Source organism: Agromyces sp. NPDC004153 (assembly GCF_053603635.1).
Genome location: NZ_JBSGFY010000002.1, coordinates 630,935 through 654,031, shown reverse-complemented (window position 1 = coordinate 654,031; position 23,097 = coordinate 630,935). Strand labels below are relative to the sequence as shown.

The window sequence follows — 23,097 nt, the reverse complement described above, 5'->3', positions numbered from 1 at the left end:
ATGCCGCGGAGGAAACACCAGGAACCTAGCGTCGTCGGCAGGACGAGGGGAGACCGCCATGGTGCCGACGATCGAGATGACGACCACCTGGGAGCGCACGTGCGAGCTCGACGACCTGGAGCCCGGCTGGGGCGAGGTCGCACTGCTCGGCGCCCGCCAGGTCGCGCTCGTGCGCGTCGCCGGCGACGAGGTCTACGCCGTCGACCACCACGACCCGCACACGGGTGCGCCCGTGATGGCGCGCGGCATCGTGGGCTCGCGCGGCGACCGGCCGACGATCGCCTCGCCGCTGCACAAGCAGGTCTACGACCTCGGCACGGGCGCGTGCTTCACCGACGCGTCGCTCGCGCTCCGCACCTATCGCACGCGCGTGGTGGGCGGCATGATCGAGGTCGAGCTCGACGCCTGACGGCTCAGCCGCGCTGCGTGAGCACGATGGGGTCGCCGTCGGTGACCGCGATGGTGTGCTCCGAGTGGGCGCCGCGCGAGCCGTCGGCGCTGCGCAGGGTCCAGCCGTCGGGGTCGGTGAAGATGCGGTCGGTGGTCTCGAGGAACCACGGCTCGATCGCGACGACGAGTCCCGGCTTCAACGGCAGTCCGCGTCCGGGGCGCCCGTTGTTCGGCACGTGCGGGTCGCCGTGCATCGTGCGGCCGACGCCGTGCCCGCCGAAGTCCGTGTTGATCGAGTAGCCCTCGGCCTTCGCGACATCCGCGATCGCACGTGAGATGTCGCCGATGCGGTTGCCGGGGCGCGCGGCGGCGATGCCGGCATCGAGCGCGCGCCGGGTCGTGTCGATGAGGCGCAGGTCCTCGTCGCGCGGCGTGCCGACCACGATCGAGAGGGCCGAATCGGAGACCCAGCCGTTCACCGCGGCCGCGAAATCGAGGCTGAGCAGGTCGCCGTCGCGCAGCTTGTAGTCGTGGGGGAGTCCGTGCAGCACGGCGTCGTTCACCGACGTGCAGAGGACCTTGCCGAACGGGCTCGCGCCGAACGAGGGGTGGTAGTCGATGTAGCAGCTCTCGGCGCCGGCCTTGCGGATCATCTCGTGCGCGAGGGCGTCGAGCTCCAGCAGGTTCACGCCGACGGCCGCGGCCTGCGCCGTCGCCTCCAGCACGCTCGCCACGAAGCGTCCGGCCGGACGCATCTGCTCGATCTCGGCCGGGGTCCTCAGTTCGATCACGCTCATCCCTTTCCGCCCTCCATTCTGGCGGGTCCGCCCTGAGTGAACACCCGGCCGACGTGCAGGGAGCGGCGATACGCTTCTCGCATGCTCATCCGGCGGGCGTTCCTGAGGTGGCTGGTCGCAGCCGTCGTCGTGCTGCCCGTCTGGCTCGGCGTCGGCTGGGCGATCTTCGGCGGTGGCGGCTGGGGCACGCTGGGCCTCATCATCACGGTGCCCGTCGCGTTCCTCTCGCTCGGCATCATCGCGCTGCTCGTGTGGGCTCGTCCGACGGTGCGCGCCGAGCGCGCCGTGTCGTGGGTCGACGTCGCCGTCGTCGGCGCCTGGCACCTCTCGATTATCGGGGTCGGCCTCTACGGCGAGAGCACGGCGATCCTCAGCGTGCTCGCCATCCTGCTGGCGATCGGCGCCTTCTGGAGCAGCATCTGGCAGCTCGTGTCCGACGGCGCCCGTCGGGTGCAGGCGAGCATGGCCGAGTTCGAGCGCCTCGCCGCGCAGCAGTCCGGTGCGTCCGGCACGGATGCCGCGGGCGGCCCGTCCGTGCGACGTCCGCCGTTCGACGACGGTGGCGACGACGTCATCATCATCCACGAGGTCCGGGACTGAAAGCAGGCGGCGGGCGGCGGCATCCGGCGGCTCGCTTTGGCGCACGGCGCCGGGACATGGCACAATAGAGGATTGTGCCGCCGCAGGACTCTGCCTCCGGGGAGCACGCACAGTGCGAGCGATCGCGCGGGCGGCACCAGACACTTCCATCCATGATCCGCGTTCGACCGGTGGCGGGCGCAGAGAGCGAACCATCATGCACATCCTCGACCACGTCGACGCCGCGAGCCTGAAGTCGGACATCCCCGACTTCCGCCCCGGCGACACCGTCAAGGTGCACGTCAACATCGTCGAAGGCAACCGTTCGCGCATCCAGGTCTTCCAGGGCGTCGTCATCGGCCGTTCGGGCGAGGGCGTGCGCGAGACCTTCACGGTCCGCAAGGTCAGCTTCCAGGTCGGCGTCGAGCGCAAGTTCCCGGTGCACTCGCCGATCATCGACCACATCGAGATCGTCACCCGCGGTGACGTCCGCCGCGCGAAGCTCTACTACCTGCGCAAGCTCCGCGGCAAGAAGGCGAAGATCAAGGAGAAGCGCGACAGCTGATCCGTCGCATCCGTCCGCGCGTCGCGGGCGACCGCGTCATTTCCCCGAGCTCCCCACCCCTAGACTGGGTGGGGAGCTCGGGCGGTTAAATGACAGAAGAAATCAGCACCACGCGGATCGACCGCGCGGGCTCGACATCGGCACGCAGGAAGAAGAGCACGCTGCTCTTCCTGCGAGACCTGCTCGTCATCTTCCTGGTGGCGGTGCTGGTCTCGTTCCTCATCAAGACCTTCCTCATCAGGTCGTTCTTCATCCCATCGCAGTCGATGGAGGAGACCCTGGTCATGGACGACCGCATCATCGTGAACCAGCTGGTTCCCGAGGTGACGCCGATCGAGCACGGCGACGTCGTCGTCTTCAAGGACCCGGGCGGCTGGCTGCCGGCCCGCGCCGAGACCGAGCAGCCGCCGCTCATCGCGGCCGTCGACTGGTTCCTCGCGTTCGTGGGACTGTCGGCGCCCGACTCGAACGACCACCTCGTGAAGCGGGTCATCGGACTGCCCGGCGACCACGTCATCTGCTGCAACGCGCTCGGCCAGATGAGCGTCAACGGCGTGCCCCTCGACGAGCCCTACGTGGCCCTTCCCCCGGGTGAGACCAAGGTCTCGCGCGACGACTTCGACGTCACGGTGCCCGACGACTCCTTGTGGGTCATGGGCGACAACCGCTACAACTCCAAGGACTCGCGCTACAACACCGAGACGCCGCTCAAGGGCTTCGTGCCGATCGACAACGTGGTGGGCCGCGCGTTCGTGGTGAGCTGGCCGATCGACCACTGGGCGTGGCTCGGCAACTACCCCGAGGTGTTCGCGGGCGTCGACGAGGGGGCCGGCTGAGATGAGCCCGTCGGCGATCCCGAACCTCAAGGTCGAGCGCGAGCTCTTCGACACGGGCGCCGGACTGGTGCTCGCATGCGACGAGGTCGGGCGGGGCGCGATCGCGGGGCCCGTGACGGTCGGGCTCGTGCTCATCGATCCGACGGTGCGACGCATGCCCGCGGGGCTCCGCGACTCCAAGCTGCTCGCCGAGCCCAAGCGCGAGGCCATGGCGCCGCGCGCCGCGGCATGGGTGCGCGGCTGGGCGGTGGGCGAGGCATCCGCCGCCGAGATCGACGAGCTCGGCATCATGGCGTGCCTCGGACTCGCCGGCGCCCGGGCGTTCGCGGCGCTGACCGCGGCTGAAGAGATCGCCTTCGGCACGCCGCTGCTGCTCGACGGCAACTACGACTGGCTGAGCGCCTCGGTCGAGCACCGGGTCCAGGTCTCGACGCGCATCAAGGCCGACCGCGACTGCGCGTCGGTGGCCGCGGCATCCGTCATCGCCAAGGTGCATCGCGATCGCGGCATGCGACGGTCCCACGACGAGCTGCCGCTGTACGGCTGGAACGAGAACAAGGGGTACTCGAGCCGCGGCCATTTCGCCGCCCTCGACGAGCACGGGCCGAGCGACCTGCACCGCCACACCTGGCTGCACGAGCGCCCTGCGGAGGCGGAGCCGGCGCTGTTCGAGCTCGGCGTAGGATGATCCACGATGGATGAGGACGAGTTCGAAGACTACGACCGAGAGGTCGAGCTGGCCCTGTACCGGGAGTACCGCGACATCGTGTCGCAGTTCCAGTACGTGGTCGAGACGGAGCGGCGCTTCTACCTCGCGAACGAGGTGGAGCTGGTGCGCCGCGACACCGAGCACGACTTCTACTTCGAGCTCAACATGAAGGACGTCTGGGTCTGGGACGTCTACCGCGCCGACCGGTTCGTGAAGTCCGTGCGCGTGCTCACGTTCAAGGACGTGAACGTCGAGGAGCTCGCGACGCGCGAGTTCGAGCTGCCCAAGGAGCTCGCGCTCGACGAGTGATCGTCGGGTGTTCGCGGCGAACCGTCGGGTCCTCGAGGTCGTCCTCGGCCGGGCCTTCGTGTCCCCCGAATGGCCTCCGTGTCCTCCGAAAGGAGGACTCGCGGCGAAAGATAACGAAAAGGTAACATCGCCGCATCGCGACGTTCCGGGTGGACCGGGGCACATGCTCTATCGGGTGCGTCGCGGGTTCGAATCCCGCCGTCGCGTCGAATGATCCGCACTCGTCCTCGACAATCGAGGGCCTCCTGAGTTCCGTCTGACCTGCGCGTCGAACCTCGGTTCCGAGCGACCTCTCGCCGCCACGCTGGTCGCGGAGGTGGTGCGGATGGCCCACAACGCGGAACTCGGTCGGCGCGGCGAACAGCTCGCGGTCGACCACCTGCTCGGTCGCGGCATGACGGTGGTCGACCGCAACTGGCGCTGCCGGCTCGGCGAGATCGACATCGTCGCGCGCGACGGCCGCGACACGGTGTTCGTCGAGGTGAAGACCCGCACCACCCACGACTTCGGGCATCCGTTCGAGGCCATCACGCCGCTGAAGCTCGCGCGCCTGCGACGCCTCGCGGTGGCCTGGTGCGAGGCGACGGATGCTCCGGTGGCCCGCATCCGCATCGACGCGGTCGCCGTGCTCGCGCCGACGGAAGCGCCGGCCATGATCGAGCACCTCGAGGGCATCGGCTGATGCCCGTGGCACGCACCCGCTCGGTCGCCCTCCTCGGGCTCGCGGGCTCCATCGTCGAGGTCGAGGCCGACCTCTCGTCGCAGCTGCCCGGCATCTCGATCATCGGGCTGCCCGACGCGGCCCTCGCCGAGGCGCGGGAACGCGTGCGGTCGGCGGCGACCAACGCCGGCTGCCCGCTGCCGTCGCGCAAGCTCACGGTGAACCTCTCGCCGGCCGCGCTCCCGAAGCACGGATCGGGCTTCGACCTCGCGATCGCCGTGGCGTGCCTCGCCGCGGCCGGCGAGGTGTCGGTCGAGTCCGTCGATCGCGTCGTGCACCTCGGCGAGCTCGGCCTCGACGGGCGGCTGCGTCCGATCGACGGGATCCTGCCCGCCGTGCTCGCGGCATCGCGCGCCGGGCACGACACCGTGATGGTGCCCACCGCGAACGCCGCCGAGGCGGCGCTCGTGCCCGGCGTCGAGGTGATCGGCGTCGCGTCGCTGCTCGAGGCGGCCATCCGGCACGGCGGCGAGTTCGAGGAGCGACCGGTGGAGCCGGTTGCGGCCATGGCGCGCGGCGACGACGCGGAGGCGCCGGCCGGCGACCTGGCCGACGTCGCGGGCAACGACGACGCGGTCGACGCGCTGCTCACCGCCGCGGCCGGCGGTCACCACGTCTACTTCCTCGGGCCCCCGGGAGCGGGCAAGACCATGCTCGCCTCCCGGCTGCCCGGCATCCTGCCCGACCTGCCTCCCGACGCGGCACTGGAGGTCTCGTCGATCCGTTCGCTCGCGGGCCGCTCGGTTGGAGACGCCCTCTCGGTACGGCCGCCGTTCGAGGCACCGCACCACACCGCGACGGCCGCCGCGATCGTGGGAGGCGGCAGCCGCCTGATCCGTCCAGGTGCCGCGTCGCGCGCCTCTCACGGCGTGCTCTTCCTCGACGAGGCTCCCGAGTTCCCGTCGGCCGTGCTCGACGTGCTGCGGCAGCCCCTCGAGTCGGGAACCATCAGCATCCACCGGGCGAACTCGGTGGCGTCCTTCCCTGCGCGCTTCCAACTCGTGGTGGCGGCGAACCCGTGCCCGTGCGGCAACCATGGCCTGAAGGGGGTGGAGTGCACGTGCACGCCGATCATGCGGCGTCGGTACCTCGGGCGCATCTCCGGACCCCTGCTCGATCGCATCGACCTGCAGGTGTGGGTGCCGCGCATCACGGCGGCCGGCCTGCGGCTCGCCGTCGATCGGCCCGGCCTGTCGAGCGCCGAGGCGCGAGCCCGTGTGGTCGCGGCGCGGCAGGTCGCACGCGATCGGCTCGGGGGCACGCCCTGGCGCACCAACGCCGAGATGCCCGGCCCGTGGATGCGCGGAGCCGGTCGCCTGCATCCCGGCGGTCGGGCGAGCGCCGCGGCCGACCGGGCGCTCGAACTCGGCGGCCTCACGATGCGCGGCTACGACCGCGTGCTGAAGACCGCGTGGACCCTGGCGGACCTCGGGGGGGCGGTCGCGCCCACCCGGGAGCATGTCGGCCGCGCACTGTTCCTGAGGAGGGGATTCGACCAGTGAAGCTGTTGACCGAAGCCGCAGGAGCGTCCGCGACAGACTTCGCCGCCGTGCGTCGCGGCGCGGAACCATCGCTCGACGCGTTCGCACGCGCAGTGCTCGGACTCGTCGCCGAACCGGGGGACGGCGTGCTCGGGCGCGCGATCTCCGCCGCGGGCGCGCCGGCGGTCGCCGAGCACCTGCTCGCCCGCGCCCCCGCGGAGGCGCTGGTCGACGCGGTCGTCGGGGCCGGCGGTGACCTCGACGGGCGCGAGGCGAGCTCGGCGCGCGACCGCTGGCTTCCGCGACTCGATCATCGGGGCTTCGTCACGTCGCTCGCGCAGGCCGCGCGGGTGGGCGCACGACTCCTCGTGCCGGGCGACGCAAGCTGGCCGAGCGGCGTCGACGAGCTCGGCGCGCACGCCCCGCTCGCCCTGTGGGTGCGCGGCCGCGTCGACGCGCTCGCGGGCGGGCAGCCCGCCATCGCGCTCGTCGGCGCTCGTGCGGCCACAGGGTACGGCGAGCACGTGACGATGGAGGCGTCGGCGGGGCTCGTCGACCGCGGCTTCGCGATTGTGTCGGGCGGGGCGTACGGCATCGACGGCATGGCGCATCGTGCTGCGCTGGCGAGCGACGGCACGACGGTGGCGTTCCTCGCGGGCGGGGTCGACCGCTACTACCCGCTCGGACACGAGTCGCTGCTCGCGCGCATCGCCGAGTCCGGTGCTGTCGTCGCCGAGCTGCCCTGCGGCGCGGCGCCCACGAAGTGGCGGTTCCTGCAGCGGAACCGGCTGATCGCCGCCGTCGGCGAGGCGACCGTCGTGCTCGAGGCGGGCATGCGTTCGGGCTCCCTCAACACGGCCGGGCACGCGGCCGCCCTCGGACGTCCGCTGGGCGCGGTGCCGGGGCCGGTCACGAGTCCGGCCTCGGCCGGATGCCACCGGCTGCTGCGCGAGTTCGACGCCGTCTGCGTCGTCGACGCCGACCAGATGGCCGAGCTCGTGGCGGCCGGCGGTCGACCGCGCTGGAGCGGCGAGGCCGGCATCGACCTGGACGGCGAGGCGGGATCCGGCGACGCCGGCGTCACGGCATCGTTTCCCGACGATCGCGCCGACCCGAGGCTGATCCGCGTGCTCGACGCCATGAGCAGTCGCACGCCGCGGCCGCTCGCCGACGTGGCGCGGCGCGCCGGCCTGGCCGTGACGGAGGTGATGTCGGTGCTCGGATCGCTCGAGGCCGAGGGTGTCGCGGTGCGGGACGCGCGAGGTTGGCGTCGGCGGCGTGCCGGGTGAACGTCGGAGCAGCTCGGGAGGCACGCCATAGGCTGACCGCGAGGAGGTCGGCATGGCGGAGCAGCTCGGCAGGTATCCGGCGGCGAGACGAGTCATCGCGCACGTGAGCGACACCCACCTGCTCCACGGTGGTGCGCCCCTCGGCGGCCGTGCCGACACGGTCGGCGCGCTGCGGCAGGTGGTGTCCCAGCTCGAACGGCTCGGCGACCGCCTCGACGCGATCGTGGTGACGGGCGACGTCACCGACCTCGGGGAGCCCGATGCGTACCGGCGCGTGCGCGAGCTCGTCGATCCGCTCGCCGCGTCGTCGGGCGCCCGGGTCGTCTGGGTCATGGGCAACCACGACGTGCGCGGAGCGTTCCGCGAGGGCCTGCTCGGCGAACCGGCCTCCGACGAGCCCGTCAACCACGTCGTGGATCTCGACGGACTCCGGGTGATCGCGCTCGACACGAGCGTGCCCGGCTGGCATCACGGCGCCCTCGACGACGCCTCGCTCGAATGGCTCGATCGTGTCCTCGCCGAACCTGCGCCCGAGGGCACCGTCCTCGCGATGCACCACGCGCCGCTGGCGACGCCCCTCGCGCTCATGGACGTGCTCGAGCTGCGCGGACAGGACGCGCTCGCCGACGTGATCCGGGGTCGCGACATCCGGCTCATCCTCGGCGGGCACCTGCACTACCCGACGAACGGCGAGTTCGCCGGCATCCCCGTCTCGGTCGCGGGCGCCACGGCGTACACCATGGACCTCTCCGCGCCGCCGCGCCAACTCGTCGGCGTCGACGGTGGCCGGTCGTTCGACCTCGTGCACGTGTACGACCACGCGCACGTCACGATCGTCGTGCCGCTCGGCCCCTTCCCGGTCGTCACGAGCTTCGGCGAGGCCTTCCTCGCGGAGGTCGAGGGGCTTCCGCCCGAGGGCCGGCTCGATCGCTTCTCGCGCAAGCCCGAGGGGCCATGACCCTCGACGGCGCCCTCGACGACTACCTCGCGCACGTCCGCACCGAGCGCGGGTACTCCGAGCACACCGTCGCGGGGTATCGCGCCGACCTCGTCGACCTCATCGGGTTCGCCGAGCAGCGCGGCGTCGACGATCCCGGCGGGATCGACCTCGGGCTGCTGCGCGACTGGCTCTGGGCGGCGACCGAGCGCGGACTCGCGCGCGCGAGCATCGCGCGTCGCGCGGCATCCGCTCGGGGCTTCACCGCCTGGCTGCATCGGCGCGGCCTGATCGCAGCCGACGCCGGCGCACGGCTCAAGGCGCCGCGGGCGCAACGCACGCTGCCGCGCGTGGTCACCGAGCATGCTCTCGCCGAGGCGCTCGCGTCACTCGGAGACCGTGCGGCCGACGGCGACCCGGTGGCGGTGCGCGACGCCGCGATCGCGGAACTGCTCTACGCCGCTGCGCTGCGCGTCTCGGAGCTCGTCGGGCTCGACCTCGCCGATGTCGACCGTCGTCGACGCACCGTTCTGGTCACCGGCAAGGGCGCGAAGCAACGCGTCGTCCCGTACGGCGCACCCGCCGCGCGCGCCCTCGACCGCTACCTCGAGTCCGCTCGTCCTGCACTGGTCTCGGGCGCCGAGGGGGCGCCGAAGACGTCGGCCGTCTTCCTCGGAGTGCGCGGAGGCCGCCTCGGCGTCCGCAGCGTGCATCGGCAGATCGCTTCGCTCCTCGAGGACATCCCGGGCTCCGGCCCGGGCGGCCCGCACGCTCTCCGCCACAGTGCCGCGACCCACCTGCTCGACGGCGGCGCCGACCTGCGCGCCGTGCAGGAGTTCCTCGGCCACGCCAGCCTCGGCACGACGCAGATCTATACGCACGTCTCGGCGGAGCGGCTCAAGCAGAGCTACCGGACGGCGCACCCCCGCGCCTGAGTCGTCGGCCGGCATCCCCGATGCGGGGGCTCTCCCGGCACGGGGAGTCGCCCGGGAGAGCCCTCCGTCAGAACGGCAGCAGCACCGCGCGCGGGACGCCGCCGAGGAACAGGAACGGCGATACGTACTCCCCGTCGATGCGCACGCCGAAGTGCACGCAGCCCGAGTCGCAGTGGCCGCCCGACGAAACGACGCCGATCGCATCGCCGGCCGCGACCGCCTGACCCTCGCTCACGAGCCCGTCGACCGGCTCGATCGCGCTCACGATCCCGTCGCCGTGGTCGATCGCGACGACGTTCCGCCCGGCGACCGCACCGGCGAAGCTGACCATGCCCGACTCGGGCGCCACGATCGTCGCGCCCCGATCGACTTCGATGTCGATGCCGCGGTGACCGGAGGCGTACGGCGAGGCGGGTGCCCTGAACGGGGAGACGACGCGGATCGGCGGCGGCACCGGCCAGCGCCACTGCACCGGCGCGGCCACCGCCGGGGGAGCCGAGGCGGCCGATGAGCGGCCGAGTGCATCGGCCGCGCCGGGGCTGATCGACACGAGCGCAGCGCCGACGAGCAGGCTCAGGACGGCAGCGGCGAGTGCGCCGATCCGCCGGGATCGGCGAGCGGCCGACGAGCGTTCGGGAGAAGTGGAGGAGGAGGCGGTGACGGTCATGCGCCGATGCTGGCCGGGCACGCGGCATCCGTGCTCGCATGCAACGGCACCGGGCACCGCCGACGCCCGCGCCCGGGCTGGGGAGGACGGGTGCCGTGGTAGAGTATCCGATGCACCTCGGCCCGCCGGGGTGACTACGCGTGCCATTCGGCCACCGACTCCACTCAGTCCCGCGAAGCGCTGGTCTCCAGCCGAGCAGGCGGAGCCGTGCCGGGCACCAGGGCTCCGCGCCGCCGGCGCGAGCGACAACTGAGAACAAAGGAGTACGGCTCATGGCCGTCGTCACCATCCGCCAGCTGCTCGACAGCGGCGTGCACTTCGGGCACCAGACCCGCCGTTGGAACCCGAAGATGAAGCGCTTCATCTTCACCGAGCGTTCCGGCATCTACATCATCGACCTGCAGCAGTCGCTCGCCTACATCGACAAGGCGTACGACTTCGTCAAGGAGACGGTCGCCCACGGCGGCACCATCCTCTTCGTCGGCACGAAGAAGCAGGCCCAGGAGTCGATCGCCGAGCAGGCGACCCGCGTCGGCCAGCCCTACGTCAACCAGCGTTGGCTCGGCGGCCTCCTCACCAACTTCTCCACGGTCTCCAAGCGCCTCGCGCGCATGAAGGAGCTCGAGGAGCTCGACTACGAGGGCACCACCAGCGGCTTCACCAAGAAGGAGCTGCTCATCAAGAAGCGCGAGCTCGACAAGCTGCACAAGTCGCTCGGCGGCATCCGCAACTTGTCGAAGACCCCGTCGGCGCTCTGGGTGGTCGACACCAAGAAGGAGCACCTCGCGATCGACGAGGCCAAGAAGCTCGGCATCCCCGTCATCGGCATCCTCGACACCAACTGCGACCCCGACGAGGTGCAGTACCCCATCCCGGGCAACGACGACGCGATCCGCTCGGTGAGCCTGCTCACCCGCATCATCGCGGACGCCGCAGCCGAGGGCCTCATCGAGCGCCACCAGAAGCCCGAGGCCGAGGGCAACGTCTCGGCCGTCGAGCCGCTCGCCGAATGGGAGCAGGAGCTCCTCCAGGCCGGCAGCGCGACCACCCCCGAGCAGGCGTCGGCCGAGACCGCGGATGTCGCGGAGACCGTCGCCGAGGCGAAGGCCGAGGCGGCCGAGGTCGTCGACGAGGCCGCGACGGAGATCGCCGCGACCGAGTCGGAGGCGGACGCCGAGGGCGCCGCCGCCGCCGAGTCCAAGTAATCCACTCCACCTACGACCACAAGTCCAGGAGACAACTATGGCCAACTTCACCCTCGAAGACGTCAAGACCCTGCGTGAGCGCCTCGGCACCGGCATGGTCGACACGAAGAACGCACTCGTGGAGGCCGACGGCGACCTCGAGAAGGCCGTCGAGATCCTCCGCCTGAAGGGCGCGAAGGGCAACGCGAAGCGTGCCGACCGCTCCACCGCCGAGGGCCTCGTCGCCGCCGTCGACAACGGCGACGGCACCGCCACGCTCATCGAGCTCGCCTGCGAGACCGACTTCGTCGCCAAGGGCGACAAGTTCGTCGGCCTCGCCGACCGCGTGCTCGCCGCCGCCGCCGCGGCTCGCGCCGAGACCGTCGAGGCCGCCCTGGCCGCGCCCGCCGAGGGCAAGACCGTCGCCGACGTCATCAGCGAGGAGGCCGCGATCCTCGGCGAGAAGGTCGAGCTCCGTCGCATCCGCCTCGTCACGGGCGAGCAGTTCTCGATCTACCTGCACAAGACGTCGAAGGACCTGCCCCCGCAGGTCGGCGTCGTGCTCGGCTACGCCGGCGACGACGCGGAGACCGCGCGCTCGGTGGCGCAGCACATCTCGTTCGCGAACCCCGAGTACCTCACGCGTGAGGACGTCCCGGCGGACGCGGTCGAGAAGGAGCGTGCCATCGTCGAGCAGATCACGCGCGACGAGGGCAAGCCCGAGGCCGCCCTGCCGAAGATCATCGAGGGTCGCCTCGGTGCCTACTTCAAGCAGGTCGCCCTCCTCGAGCAGCCCTACGCCAAGGACGACAAGGTCTCCGTCGGCAAGGTGCTCTCGGACGCGGGCCTCACGGTGAGCGACTTCGCTCGCTTCAAGGTCGGCGCGTAAGTCGAGGTGAGGGAGTCCGGATCGCACAGGCGATCCGGGCTCCCTCTTCCATGCGCGGATGCCGCCGCCACGTGCCGTGGCCGAGTGGCACGCCGCGCGACATCCGGCACCGGCACTGCATCGGGGCCGGTGAACCACTAGTTTTGACACGGGGACGAAGGGACGGTCGGGGATGACGGAACGCAAGCGCAGGGTGATGCTGAAGCTCTCCGGAGAGGCGTTCGGCGGGGGAGCGCTCGGGGTCAATCCCGACGTCGTGAGCGCACTCGCACGCGAGATCGCGGATGCCGCGCGCACCGTCGAGGTCGCGATCGTGGTCGGCGGCGGCAACTTCTTCCGCGGCGCCGAGCTCTCGCAGCGCGGCATGGACCGCGGTCGCGCGGACTACATGGGCATGCTCGGCACGGTCATGAACTCCCTCGCGCTGCAGGACTTCCTCGAGCAGGCGGGCGCCGAGACCCGCGTGCAGTCGGCGATCTCGATGACGCAGGTCGCCGAGCCCTACATCCCGCGCCGTGCCGAGCGCCACCTCGAGAAGGGCCGGGTCGTCATCTTCGGCGCCGGCGCGGGCCTGCCCTACTTCTCGACCGACACGGTCGCCGCGCAGCGCGCCCTGGAGATCGGCGCCGACGTCGTGCTCGTCGCGAAGAACGGCGTCGACGGCGTCTACTCCGACGACCCGCGCACCAACCCCGACGCCCACAAGATCGACCGCATCAGCTACCAGGAGGCGCTGCAGCGCGGCCTCAAGGTCGTCGACTCGACGGCGTTCAGCCTGTGCATGGACAACGGCATGCCCATGCAGGTGTTCGGCATGGAGCCGAGCGGCAACGTCACCAAGGCCATCCTCGGCACCGAACTCGGCACGGTCGTGAGCAACGGCGTGCCGGTGTCCACTCGATAGACTGTCCCGAGCAGCGAACAGAAGGAGCCCCCGTGATCGCGGATGTACTTTCCGATGCCACCGCACGCATGCACAAGGCCGTCGAAGTCGCCAAGGAGGACTTCGCGACCGTGCGCACGGGGCGGGCGAACCCCCAGCTCTTCCAGAAGATCATGGTGAGCTACTACGGCACGCCGACGCCGCTCTCGCAGCTCGCCTCGCTGCAGAACCCCGAGGCGCGCACACTCGTCGTGACGCCCTACGACAAGAGCGCCCTGAAGGACATCGAGCAGGCGATCCGCGACATGCCGAACCTCGGGGCGAACCCCAACAACGACGGCAACATCATCCGCGTCACCCTGCCCGAGCTCACCGAGGAGCGGCGCCGGGAGTACGTGAAGATCGTGAAGTCGAAGGCCGAGGACGCCCGCGTGTCGGTGCGCAACATCCGTCGCAAGGCGAAGGACGACCTCGACGCCCTGAAGGGCGAGGTCGGCGACGACGAGGTGGCCCGCGGCGAGAAGGAGCTCGAGCACATCACCAAGGCGAACGTCGACGCGATCGACGATGCGCTGAAGCGCAAGGAAGCCGAACTCCTCGAGGTCTGAGGGAGCACGATGTCGGGCGTCCCAGGGGATGACAGGTCGGACGCCGGGGGGCATGAACGGACCTCGCGCGACGAGTTCCGCGCGCAGGTGCAGTCCCGCAAGGCCGACCTCGAGAAGCAGTTCGAGGCGTCGAAGGCGCAGTTCGACCAGGCGCAGGAGAAGATCAAGGCCCGCACGGGCCGCAACCTGATCCTGGCGATCATCATCGGCCTGGCGTTCGGCGGCGTCCTGCTGCTCAGCCTCCTGGTGATCAAGGAGCTGTTCATGCTCTTCGCCGTGGTGCTCTCGGGCTTCGCGGCCTACGAGCTCAGCCAGGCGCTGCGGAAGGGCGAGTACGACGTCCCGCGCATCCCGACGGTGGCCGCCGCGGTCATCGCGGTGCCGATCGCGTACTACGGCGGCGCGAGCGGGCAGCTGCTCGCGGTGCTCGGCGGCATCGTGGTGGTCACGGCGTGGCGGCTCCTCGAGCAGACGGTGCCGTCGCGACGACGCACCGGCGCGAGCCTCCTGCGCGACCTGACGGCCGGCGTCTTCGTGCAGGGGTACGTGACGCTCCTCGCCACGTTCACGGTCGTGCTGACGGCGGCCGAGGGCGGGCAGTGGTGGACCCTCGCGTTCATCATCATCGCGGTCGCCGCCGACGTGGGCGCCTACGCGTTCGGTCTCATGTTCGGCAAGCACAAGATGGCGCCGGTCATCAGCCCGAAGAAGACGTGGGAGGGCTTCGCCGGGGGAGCCGGCGCCAGCCTCGTCGCCGGCGTGCTGCTCTCGCTCTTCATGCTCGGCAACACGTGGTGGTTCGGCCTGATCTTCGGCGTCGCAATCTTCCTCACCGCCACGCTGGGCGACCTCGCCGAGTCCCTCGTGAAGCGCGACATCGGCATCAAGGACATGAGCTCGTGGCTGCCGGGGCACGGCGGCTTCCTCGATCGGCTCGACTCGATCCTGCCGTCGGCGGCGGTTGCGTTCGTGGCCTTCCGGATCTTCGGCTGAGCGTCCGCGATAATGGTGCGGTGGATTCCACCTTCCCTCGCGTCAGAAAGCCTCAGCTGGGATACAACACCGCCCAGGTCGAGGAGTTCCTGCAAGTGGCCCGTCGCGCGTACGACGGCACTGCCCGCCACGACGACCCGCCGCTGTCGTCCGAGCGCATCCGCCTGACCGCGTTCGCGATGCAGAAGGGCGGATACTCCACGGCGCACGTCGATGCGGCGCTCGAGCGACTCGAGGACGCGTTCGCGGCCGAGGAGCGCCAGGTGGCCGCCCGCCTGCACGGCAGCGAAGCGTGGCTCAGCGAGGCGCGCACGACCGCGCAGGTGGTCTCCAACCGGCTCGCACGCCCCGAGGGCCAGCGCTTCGACCGAGTCAGCCCGCTCGCGCTCGGCTACCGGGTGCGCGATGTGGATCGCTTCGCCGACAAGCTCACCCGCTACTTCCGCGACGGATGGCCCATCTCCATCGACGACGTGCGCACGGTGGTCTTCACGACCCAGCGCGGCGGCTACCGCGAGTCGCAGGTCGACCTCGTGCTCGACGCCGTCGTCGACGTCATGCTCGCCGTACGTTGACCTCGGGTTCGACTCCGCGGCGATCGCTCCGATACACTCGACGAATCGTGGGCAGGCATACCGGGAACGAAGCTTCGACGGCACCCGTGCGTCAACCGTCCATCGGCCGTTCCACGACTCCTGCGGCCGCTCCTGCCGCGTCGCGCTCGACCTCGGGCCCCGCACCGCGCACCTCGACGCGCAGCGCCGTCAAGCAGGGCGCGACCGTCGTGTTCGCGTTCGTCGCGTCGGTCAGCTTCCTGCTCGTGAACGTGGTCGACCCGTTCTCGGGCGCCACCGCCTCGCCCGACTTCGCCGAGCGCGGCGAGCGGTTCGGCGGCGCCGAGGTGCAGGCGTTCGACGTCGACGGCGAGTACACGATCGACGTCTCCAAAGAGGGCTACGTCGTCGAGAAGAAGCCCGAGGTGAAGCTCGCGCCCGCCTCGACCTCCGCGTCGAGCGGCTGGGCTCCGCCGGCGATCACCCCCGACCCCGGCTCGGCGCAGGCCTACGCGGCCGGCGCCGTCGCCGCGCGCGGCTGGCCGTCGACCGAGTTCGACTGCCTCGTCGCGCTTTGGAGCAAGGAGTCGGGCTGGCGCGTGAACGCCTACAACGCGTCGAGCGGCGCCTACGGCATCCCGCAGGCCCTGCCCGGGTCGAAGATGGCCACGGCCGGCGCCGACTGGGAGACGAACGCGGCCACGCAGATCGAGTGGGGCCTTGGCTACATCCAGGGCCGCTACGCGGCGCCCTGCGGCGCCTGGGCGCATTCGCAGGACGTCGGCTGGTACTGACGCCTCAGATCCGATCGCTGCGCTGACGTCCGCTCGACGCCATTGCGGTGCGTCGCCGGGCGGGCGGTCGACGAACTGGCGGATGCCGCGCCCCACCTAGACTGGAACCCATGGCACGCTCGAACCGATCACGCGGTCGTGCGGCCCGTGCTCGCGAAGAGCACCCCGAGCTCGACGTGGATCGGCTCACCGCCGGCTGGCGACGCACCGAGGTGCGCGGCGGCCGCGAATGGAACGTGCAGCCCGTCTCGGAGGCGCAGGCCGTGAAGGCCTACGTCTGCCCGGGCTGCGGACTCGAGGTGGCGCCCGGCGTGGCGCACCTCGTCACCTGGCGCGCGGACGGCGTGCTGGGCGACGCCGCCGACCTCGCGGCGCGGCGTCATTGGCACACGCACTGCTGGAGGATCGGCGCCCGGTGAACGCCCCTGACACGACCCCTGTCGACATCCGCGCCGGAGTCGAGCTGCCCGCGGTCCGCGAGGAGATCGAGCTGCACACGGCCGACGGCCTGCGCCTCGTGGGCGAGCTCGCCACCCCGGTCGACCGCCCGCCGGTCGCGACCCTCGTCACGTTGCATCCGCTGCCCACCGCCGGCGGCTTCATGGACTCGCACATCCTCCGCAAGGCCGCGGCGCGGCTGCCCGCGCTGGCCGACCTCGCGGTGCTGCGGTTCAACACGCGCGGCACGTCGTCGCCACGCGGCACGAGCGAGGGCGCGTTCGGCGAGGGCGTGGCCGAGCGGGCCGACGTGGCCGCGGCGATGGACTTCGTCGCGGCGCGAGGACTGCCGAACCCGTGGCTCGTCGGCTGGTCCTTCGGCACCGAGCTCGCACTGAAGTACGGGCTGGAGCACGGCATCGCGGGCGCGATCCTCCTGTCGCCGCCGTTGCATCGCACGACCGACGAGGAGCTGCGTCGCTGGAACGGCTCGGCCGCGCCGATCGTCGCGGTCATCCCCGAGCACGACGACTACCTGAAGCCCGACCAGGCCGAGGAGCGCTTCGCGGTGCTGCCCCGGCTCCGTCGCGTCGACGTCGCCGGCGGCAGGCACCTCTGGGTGGGGGAGTCGCAGACGCGTCGGGTGCTCGACGAGATCGTGGCGGCCGTCAACCCCTCGGCGCTGCCGCTGCCCACGACGTGGCCGCCCGGGCCCGCCACCGCGACGCAGGCACCTCCGGCGGGCTGAGGTGGTCTGAGTCGTCGTCGCCGAGTCGGGCTTCGACGCCCCTCGGCGGGGTCCGCCGCGCCGCTCAGAGCTCGTTCTGGCGCGGGATCACGACCTGCTTGATGATGAGCAGGAACGACGCGGCGACCGGGATGGCGATGAGGGCGCCGAGGATGCCGAGCAGCGCACCGCCGGCCAGCGCCGCGATGACGACGAGCGCGCCGGGCACCTTGACGGCCCGGTTCATGATGCGCGGGCTCAGGACGTAGGCCTCGACCTGCATGTAGACCAAGTAGTAGATCGCCGCCACGAGGGCCGTGACGGGCGAGCCGAGCCCCGGGATGAGGCAGACCAGCACGATGATCACCGAGCCCGTCACCGTGCCGACGAGCGGCACCAGCGAGAACAGGAACGCGATGAACGCGAGCACCGCCGGGAACGGGGCCTGGATGATCGACAGGAAGATGAAGCTCAGCACGCCGTTGACCGCCGCGAGCGACACCTGCCCGGCCACGTATCGGCCGACCGACTGCGTGATCTGCTCGGTGAGGTCGGCGAACCGCTCGCGACGTGAGGCCGGCACGAGCTGGTAGGTGGCGCGCTTCATGCTGTTCAGCGACGCGGCGAAGTACAGCGTGAGGATGAACACGATCACGACGGCGAAGAGGCCGGCGCCGATCGCGACCGCGACCTGCAGCACGCCGCCGGCGAGCTCGCTGAGCTTCTCGGGGTTCGTGACGAACTCGTTCACCGCGGTGGTGACCTGGCGGCTGATCTCGTCGACCTGGACCTGCGGGAACTGCTCCTGCAGGCTCTCGATCCAGTCCTGTGAGTTCACGCGCGCCACGATGAACGGGATCTCGTCGACGAGCTGGCTCACCTGGTCGACCACGATGGGCACCACCGCGAGCACGAGGGCTGCGACGACGAGGCCGACGGCGGTCATCACGATGAGGATCGCGGACCAACGCGGAAGCCCCCGGCGCTCGAGCCAGCTGATCGCCGGATCGAGGCCGAGGGCCAGGAAGAGTGCCGCGCCGATGTAGGCGATGATCGTCGAGAGGCTCGCGATCGACATGAGGATGAGCAGGCCGACCCCGACCCCGAGCGTTCCGATGAGGCCGATGCGGAACGCGTTCTGGATCTTCATGGGGCCGGCCGCCCGTCGGCTCAGCGGTTGTCCGCAGCCACCTGCTCGGCCTGGGTGAGCACGCCGCGGAGGCTCTCGAAGTAGCCCGCGACCGCGTCGCGCTCGATCTTGATCTGGGAGAGGCGGTCCTCGGCGTCGGCCACGAGCGCACGCGTGCGCTCCTCGGCGTCGGCGATGAGCTTGCGCGCCTGGTCGTGCGCGGCGGCCACGCGGTCGCGGGCCTCCTCGTCGGCCTTGTCGCGGACCACGGCGATCTCGCTGCGCACCTTCGCCTCGAGCCGGTCGGCCTCGGCGCGGGTCTCCGCCGTGCGCGAGCTCGTCTCGGCGAGCTCGGCGTTCGCCTCGTCGAGGAACTTCTGGGTCTGCGCCGTCGCCTCCTGCTGGGCGGCGAGGAGCTCCTGCTCGGCCTCGTCGCGCTTGGTGGCGAGCTCGGCCTCGAGGTCGAGGCGGGCCTTCTCGACCTCGCGACGCAGGCGATTGACCTCGTGCGTGGTCTTCTTGCGCATCGCGGTGAGCTGGTTGTCGAGGTCGATGCGCGACTGCTCGGACTCCGCCTCGAAGTCGGCGCGGGCCTGCTCCTGCTCGAGGGCGAGGTCGGCGCGCATCTGGTCGAGGTCGGCGGCGTGCTTGGCGCGGATGCGCTCGAGCTCGTGCTTGAGCTTCAGGCGCGCGGCCTCGGCCTCGCGCTCACGGTCGACCTTGGCCTGCTCCTGCTGCTGCGCGAGCTGGGCACGGCCGCCCTCGAGTTCCTTGTCGAGGTCGGCGCGGGCCTGCTCGAGCTCGTGCACGAGGGCGGCGCGGCGCTCGGTGATCTCGGCCTCGATGTCGGCGCGACCCTCTGCGGACTCGCGCTCGAGGTCGAGACGCGACTGCTCGGTCTCGCGGGCCAGGTCGATGCGGGCCTGCTCGGTCTCCTTGGCGAGCTCGGCGCGAGCCCGGTCGAGCTCGATGGCGACCTCGGCGCGCGTCTGCTCGGTCTCCTGCGCGAGGCCGGCGGCGGTCGCGCGCGCCTCGTTCGCCTCGGTGTTCGCAGCGACCAGGATCTCGGATGCCTTGCGCTCGGCCGACGACACGGCGGCCGACGCCTCGCGCTTCGCGCTGGAGCGGGCCTCTGCGGCCTCGGTGGCGACGGCCCCGCGGATCGAGGCGGCGTCGCGCGCGGCCTCCTGCCGGAGCTGCTCGCTCGACTCGTGCGCGCGGGAGACCATGTCGTCGACCTCGGCGCGGGCGTTCTCGAGCAGGCGGTTGGCCTGCGCGCGCGCCTCGGTGAGGGTGCGCTCGGCGAGCTCGTGGGCGTCGGAGCGCATGAGGTGCGCCTCGTCTTCAGCGGCGCGACGCAGCTTCTCGGCGTCGATGTCGGCCTGCGCGATGAGGCGGGTGGACTGCTCCTCGGCGACTCGGAGCGTGTTCTCGAGCTTGGTGCCGAGGCCCGAGAACGTGGGGCTGCCGACCTCCTCGAGCTCGGCGGTCAGCTCCTCGATGCGGGCGAGCAGGCGCTTGTTCTCCTTGCCCTGCTCGGCGAGCTGGTTGTTCGTGTTGATGACGTCGCGACGGAGCCCATTGATGCTCTTGTCGACCTCGTCCTTGTCGTATCCGCGGAACACCTGCGTGAACTCGGTCTCTTCGACGGCCATTCTTCCTCCGGGCTCTGTCCCGCGTTCGTGGGGGCTCGTGCGGGATGTGTCGATTGTAGAGGCACGCGGCATCCGCCGTGCGCGTCGTGCACAGGCGCCGAGGGGTGCGCGAGCCGACCGACGGTGGTGGACGGGCGGCCGACCCGACGCTCAGGAGGTGGTTAGGAACCTCCCAGACACCGCCGGTAGTGTGGGGTGTCTTTGTTCGAAGCCGCTCCCTGGCGGCACCGGAGGTAACGTTCGTGCGATTCGCCCTGGCAATCGTGGCATTCTTCGCCGCGGCCGTGATGATCGGGTTCGGCATCGCCCAGCGCACCGTCTTCCTCGAGCCCGACCGCGTCTCGCTGTCGACCGAGATCGAGGACGAGGCCGCGTACACGGTGATCGATCCCCAGGCCCTCGGGGCGCATCCCGGCAAGCAGACGATCACGGTCTCGGGATCCGACGCGGTCTTCGTCTCGTACGGCCGCAGCTCCGACGTGGCGGCGTGGATCGGCGACGAGCCCTACGTCGTGGTCGGCTACGACGCCGAGGCTGACGAGTTCACGAGCGAGGTCGTCGAGCCCGAGTCGACGGATGCCGCGACCGACGGCACGGCCACGGCGACGCCGCCGGCCACCGAGCCGGTCGCTCCGGCCGTGCCCGATCCCGCGGCGTCCCCCGTCGGCTCCGACCTCTGGCTCGACGAGTTCACCGGCGAGAACGAGGTCACGACCACGATCGACGTGCCCGACGACATCTCGGTGCTGCTCGCCAGCGACGGCACCGCGCCCGCGCCGAACGACCTCGCGATCGCCTGGCCGCTCGACAACGCCACGCCGTGGGCCGGCCCGCTGATCCTCGGCGGCGCCCTCGTCTTCGGCCTCGGCATCGCGCTGCTGGTCTCCGGCTTCGTGCACCACCGCCGGTCGCGCGGGCCGCGACGCAACCGGGGCAAGCTCCCCAGCGCGCCGAAGCCCTCGCGCCGCAATCAGGTCACGAGCGGCGGCCGCCGGTCCATCAGCCGTGCGAAGCGGGTAGCGATCGTGCCGCTCGTCGCGATCCCGGCGCTCGCGCTGAGCGCGTGCTCGGCCGACTACTGGCCGACGTTCGATGCGGCTCCGGCGTCGACGGCGCCCGCGACCGAGACTCCCGCGCCCACGGGGGAGGCCGAGGCGCCCGCGGAGTCCGAGGAGATGGAGCCCGCCGTCACGGTGCCGCAGATGGAGCGGATCATGCGCTCGATCGCCGTCTCGACGAACGAGGCCGACGAGGCGCGCGACGGCGCTGCGCTCCCGGCGCGGTTCACCGGACCGGCCCTCGAGGCGCGCCAGGCGAACTACACGATCCGCAACACGCTGCCCGACCAGCCCGGGCCCACGCCGATCCCCGCCGCGCCGCTCACGCTCACGCTGCCGCAGCAGGTCGCCGGATGGCCGGCCTCGGGTCGCACGGTGCTGACGATCGCGACCAACGGCGACGACCCCACGGTCGCGCCGACCGCGCTCGTGCTGCAGCAGGTCGCCCCCCGCGACAACTACAAGATCGCCTACGCGATGTCGCTCGCGCCCGACGCCGACGTGCCCGAGGTGGCGCCCGCGTCGATCGGCGCCCCGCTCATCTCGCCCGAGTTCAAGGGCCTGGTGCTGCCGCCCGGCCAGGTCGCAGCGGCCTACGCCGACGTGCTGCTGCAGGGCGACGCGTCCCAGTACGCCACGCTGTTCGACCCCGAGGGCGACGTGCTGCGCGAGCAGCTCGGCGTCACGGGCCAGCAGGCGATCAACGACGCGCTGCCAGCCACTGCGGACATCACGTTCTCGAACGTCGTCGGCGAGAGCCCCGTCGTCGCGCTCGCGACGAACGACTCCGGCGCCCTCGTGACCGCCTCGATCGAGCAGACCGAGAAGGTCACCCCGAACGACGGCGGCACCATCGGATTCGAGGCCGGCGCGCCGGGCGCGGCGCTGTCGGGCTTCACCGAGAAGAGCGCCAGGGGCGTGCAGCGCGTCATCGGCGTGCAGCTGCTGTTCTACGTGCCGAGCGTCGGCTCAGACGAGCAGATCCGGCTCCTCGGGTGGTCCGAGAGCCTGATCGGAGCATCGGAGGTACCGTGACCGACCCCACCCCGACCGGCGGCCTCCGCGGAGCCGTCGACCTCTCGGCGCTCGTGCAGCGCCAGCAGCCGCAGCCGGCGGCGGCAGGCGGCGACGCGACGGGCGACCAGGTCGTCTTCGCGACGGATGACGCGAGCTTCGGCTCCACGCTGGAGCTGTCGCGCACCGTCCCGGTCGTCGTCGTGCTCTGGGCCACGTGGAGCGAGCAGTCGACCGAGCTCGTCGGCACCCTCGAGCGCCTCGTGCGCGCACGCGAGGGGCGCCTCGTGCTCGCCGCCGCCGAGGCCGATCGCAGCCCGCAGCTCGTGCAGGCGTTCCAGGCGCAGGCCATCCCCACGGTCGTGGCGGTCGTCGCCGGCCAGCCCGTGCCGCTCTTCGCCGGCGTGCAGCCCGACGACGTGATCGACCAGGTGTTCGACCAGCTGCTCGAGCTCGCCGGCCAGCACGGCGTCACGGGTCGCATCGACGCCGAGACGGGGTCCGAGGGCGCCGAGCCCGCCGAGCCCGTCGAGGAGCCGCTCCCGCCGCTGCACCAGGAGGCGTACGACGCGATCGAGCGTGGCGACTACGAAGCCGCCGCGAACGCCTACCGCACGGCGATGGCGCAGGATCCCCGCGACGAGCTCGCCGTGGCGGGCCTCGCGCAGGCCAACCTCCTCGGGCGCCTGCAGGGCAAGACGCTCGACGCCATCCGGAACACCGCGGCATCCGCCCCCGACGACCTCGACGCCCAGCTCGACGTCGCCGACCTCGACGTCTCGGGCGGCCACGTCGACGATGCGTTCGACCGGCTGCTGTCGCTGTTCCCGAAGCTCGACGGCGACGGGAAGAAGCGCGTGCGCGAGCGCCTCGTGGAGCTGTTCGAGGTCGTCGGCACCGAGGACCCCCGCGTCACCGCGGCCCGGCGCCGCCTGGCCAACCTGCTCTTCTAGCCC

Annotated in this window: 26 protein-coding genes and 1 tRNA gene; 23 read left to right on the top strand and 4 right to left on the bottom strand. The window is 71.5% G+C overall.

The window, feature by feature from the left end:
- Positions 1-58 precede the first annotated feature (58 nt).
- A complete protein-coding gene (gene nirD / locus ACWEOH_RS17025; protein WP_452032954.1) occupies positions 59-409 on the top strand; it encodes a nitrite reductase small subunit NirD in 351 nt (116 codons plus the stop codon).
- A 4-nt stretch (positions 410-413) separates the two neighbouring features.
- On the opposite strand, the gene map is transcribed toward nirD, so the two are convergent.
- The gene (map, locus tag ACWEOH_RS17020) at positions 414-1,181 is read right to left on the bottom strand and encodes a type I methionyl aminopeptidase (protein WP_452032952.1); all 768 of its coding nucleotides are present in this window, start codon (positions 1,179-1,181) and stop codon (positions 414-416) included.
- An 87-nt stretch (positions 1,182-1,268) separates the two neighbouring features.
- Between map and ACWEOH_RS17015 the strand changes: the two genes are divergently transcribed.
- The 11 genes from ACWEOH_RS17015 to ACWEOH_RS16965 all read left to right on the top strand — a co-directional run bounded on the left by ACWEOH_RS17015 (position 1,269) and on the right by ACWEOH_RS16965 (position 9,548).
- Positions 1,269-1,787 carry a hypothetical protein gene (locus ACWEOH_RS17015; protein ID WP_452032951.1) on the top strand — a complete coding sequence of 173 codons (519 nt, stop codon included), beginning with the start codon at positions 1,269-1,271 and terminating at the stop codon, positions 1,785-1,787.
- Between the two features lie 196 nt (positions 1,788-1,983).
- Positions 1,984-2,331: a 50S ribosomal protein L19 gene (gene rplS / locus ACWEOH_RS17010; protein ID WP_148734750.1), complete on the top strand. Its 348-nt coding sequence runs from the start codon at positions 1,984-1,986 to the stop codon at positions 2,329-2,331.
- A gap of 89 nt (positions 2,332-2,420) precedes the next feature.
- Positions 2,421-3,167, top strand: coding sequence for a signal peptidase I (gene lepB, locus ACWEOH_RS17005; protein ID WP_148734751.1), 747 nt, complete (start codon positions 2,421-2,423; stop codon positions 3,165-3,167).
- Position 3,168: 1 nt separating this feature from the next.
- Positions 3,169-3,855, top strand: a complete 687-nt coding sequence (locus tag ACWEOH_RS17000) for a ribonuclease HII (RefSeq protein ID WP_148734752.1) — start codon at positions 3,169-3,171, stop codon at positions 3,853-3,855.
- Positions 3,856-3,861: 6 nt separating this feature from the next.
- Positions 3,862-4,185: a DUF2469 family protein gene (locus tag ACWEOH_RS16995; RefSeq protein WP_130352672.1), complete on the top strand. Its 324-nt coding sequence runs from the start codon at positions 3,862-3,864 to the stop codon at positions 4,183-4,185.
- Between the two features lie 136 nt (positions 4,186-4,321).
- Positions 4,322-4,392, top strand: a tRNA-Glu gene (locus tag ACWEOH_RS16990).
- A 118-nt stretch (positions 4,393-4,510) separates the two neighbouring features.
- Positions 4,511-4,867 carry a YraN family protein gene (locus tag ACWEOH_RS16985; protein WP_452032949.1) on the top strand — a complete coding sequence of 119 codons (357 nt, stop codon included), beginning with the start codon at positions 4,511-4,513 and terminating at the stop codon, positions 4,865-4,867.
- On the top strand, positions 4,867-6,408 hold the full coding sequence (locus ACWEOH_RS16980) for a YifB family Mg chelatase-like AAA ATPase (protein WP_452032947.1): 1,542 nt from the start codon (positions 4,867-4,869) through the stop codon (positions 6,406-6,408). The genes ACWEOH_RS16985 and ACWEOH_RS16980 overlap by 1 nt, the downstream gene beginning before the upstream one ends.
- A complete protein-coding gene (dprA, locus tag ACWEOH_RS16975; RefSeq protein ID WP_452032945.1) occupies positions 6,405-7,676 on the top strand; it encodes a DNA-processing protein DprA in 1,272 nt (423 codons plus the stop codon). The genes ACWEOH_RS16980 and dprA overlap by 4 nt, the downstream gene beginning before the upstream one ends.
- Before the next feature lie 52 nt (positions 7,677-7,728).
- Positions 7,729-8,634, top strand: a complete 906-nt coding sequence (locus ACWEOH_RS16970; RefSeq protein ID WP_452032944.1) for a phosphodiesterase — start codon at positions 7,729-7,731, stop codon at positions 8,632-8,634.
- Entirely contained in the window at positions 8,631-9,548 is a 918-nt protein-coding gene (locus ACWEOH_RS16965; RefSeq protein WP_452032942.1) for a tyrosine recombinase XerC, read from the top strand. Before ACWEOH_RS16970 ends, ACWEOH_RS16965 begins: the two co-directional genes overlap by 4 nt.
- 67 nt (positions 9,549-9,615) lie before the next feature.
- On the opposite strand, the gene ACWEOH_RS16960 is transcribed toward ACWEOH_RS16965, so the two are convergent.
- On the bottom strand, positions 9,616-10,215 hold the full coding sequence (locus tag ACWEOH_RS16960; protein WP_452032941.1) for a murein hydrolase activator EnvC family protein: 600 nt from the start codon (positions 10,213-10,215) through the stop codon (positions 9,616-9,618).
- Between the two features lie 272 nt (positions 10,216-10,487).
- On the opposite strand from ACWEOH_RS16960, the gene rpsB reads away from it, so the two are divergent.
- The 9 genes from rpsB (at position 10,488) to ACWEOH_RS16915 (ending at position 17,306) form a co-directional block, all read left to right on the top strand.
- Positions 10,488-11,420: a 30S ribosomal protein S2 gene (gene rpsB / locus ACWEOH_RS16955; protein WP_452032939.1), complete on the top strand. Its 933-nt coding sequence runs from the start codon at positions 10,488-10,490 to the stop codon at positions 11,418-11,420.
- Between the two features lie 37 nt (positions 11,421-11,457).
- Positions 11,458-12,288: a translation elongation factor Ts gene (gene tsf, locus ACWEOH_RS16950; protein WP_148734759.1), complete on the top strand. Its 831-nt coding sequence runs from the start codon at positions 11,458-11,460 to the stop codon at positions 12,286-12,288.
- Between the two features lie 172 nt (positions 12,289-12,460).
- Positions 12,461-13,192 (top strand): UMP kinase, encoded by a 732-nt coding sequence (pyrH, locus tag ACWEOH_RS16945; protein ID WP_452032937.1) that lies wholly within the window; start codon positions 12,461-12,463, stop codon positions 13,190-13,192.
- Between the two features lie 32 nt (positions 13,193-13,224).
- Complete coding sequence (gene frr, locus ACWEOH_RS16940; RefSeq protein ID WP_452032935.1) at positions 13,225-13,779, top strand: ribosome recycling factor; 555 nt, start codon at positions 13,225-13,227, stop codon at positions 13,777-13,779.
- An 87-nt stretch (positions 13,780-13,866) separates the two neighbouring features.
- Positions 13,867-14,772 (top strand): phosphatidate cytidylyltransferase, encoded by a 906-nt coding sequence (locus ACWEOH_RS16935; protein WP_452032933.1) that lies wholly within the window; start codon positions 13,867-13,869, stop codon positions 14,770-14,772.
- Between the two features lie 20 nt (positions 14,773-14,792).
- Positions 14,793-15,347: a DivIVA domain-containing protein gene (locus ACWEOH_RS16930; RefSeq protein WP_452032931.1), complete on the top strand. Its 555-nt coding sequence runs from the start codon at positions 14,793-14,795 to the stop codon at positions 15,345-15,347.
- Positions 15,348-15,433: 86 nt separating this feature from the next.
- Positions 15,434-16,120 carry an aggregation-promoting factor C-terminal-like domain-containing protein gene (locus ACWEOH_RS16925; protein WP_452032929.1) on the top strand — a complete coding sequence of 229 codons (687 nt, stop codon included), beginning with the start codon at positions 15,434-15,436 and terminating at the stop codon, positions 16,118-16,120.
- Positions 16,121-16,230: 110 nt separating this feature from the next.
- Positions 16,231-16,539: a hypothetical protein gene (locus ACWEOH_RS16920; protein ID WP_452032927.1), complete on the top strand. Its 309-nt coding sequence runs from the start codon at positions 16,231-16,233 to the stop codon at positions 16,537-16,539.
- Positions 16,536-17,306, top strand: a complete 771-nt coding sequence (locus ACWEOH_RS16915) for an alpha/beta hydrolase (RefSeq protein ID WP_452032926.1) — start codon at positions 16,536-16,538, stop codon at positions 17,304-17,306. The genes ACWEOH_RS16920 and ACWEOH_RS16915 overlap by 4 nt, the downstream gene beginning before the upstream one ends.
- Positions 17,307-17,370: 64 nt before the next feature.
- Here ACWEOH_RS16915 and ACWEOH_RS16910 read toward each other — a convergent pair whose 3' ends face one another.
- Positions 17,371-18,435 carry an AI-2E family transporter gene (locus ACWEOH_RS16910; protein WP_452032924.1) on the bottom strand — a complete coding sequence of 355 codons (1,065 nt, stop codon included), beginning with the start codon at positions 18,433-18,435 and terminating at the stop codon, positions 17,371-17,373.
- 20 nt (positions 18,436-18,455) lie between these two features.
- Positions 18,456-20,069 (bottom strand): DivIVA domain-containing protein, encoded by a 1,614-nt coding sequence (locus ACWEOH_RS16905; RefSeq protein ID WP_452032922.1) that lies wholly within the window; start codon positions 20,067-20,069, stop codon positions 18,456-18,458.
- Positions 20,070-20,311: 242 nt separating this feature from the next.
- Between ACWEOH_RS16905 and ACWEOH_RS16900 the strand changes: the two genes are divergently transcribed.
- Positions 20,312-22,162, top strand: a complete 1,851-nt coding sequence (locus tag ACWEOH_RS16900) for a hypothetical protein (protein WP_452032920.1) — start codon at positions 20,312-20,314, stop codon at positions 22,160-22,162.
- Entirely contained in the window at positions 22,159-23,094 is a 936-nt protein-coding gene (locus ACWEOH_RS16895) for a tetratricopeptide repeat protein (RefSeq protein WP_452032919.1), read from the top strand. Before ACWEOH_RS16900 ends, ACWEOH_RS16895 begins: the two co-directional genes overlap by 4 nt.
- The last annotated feature ends 3 nt before the right edge of the window (positions 23,095-23,097 follow it).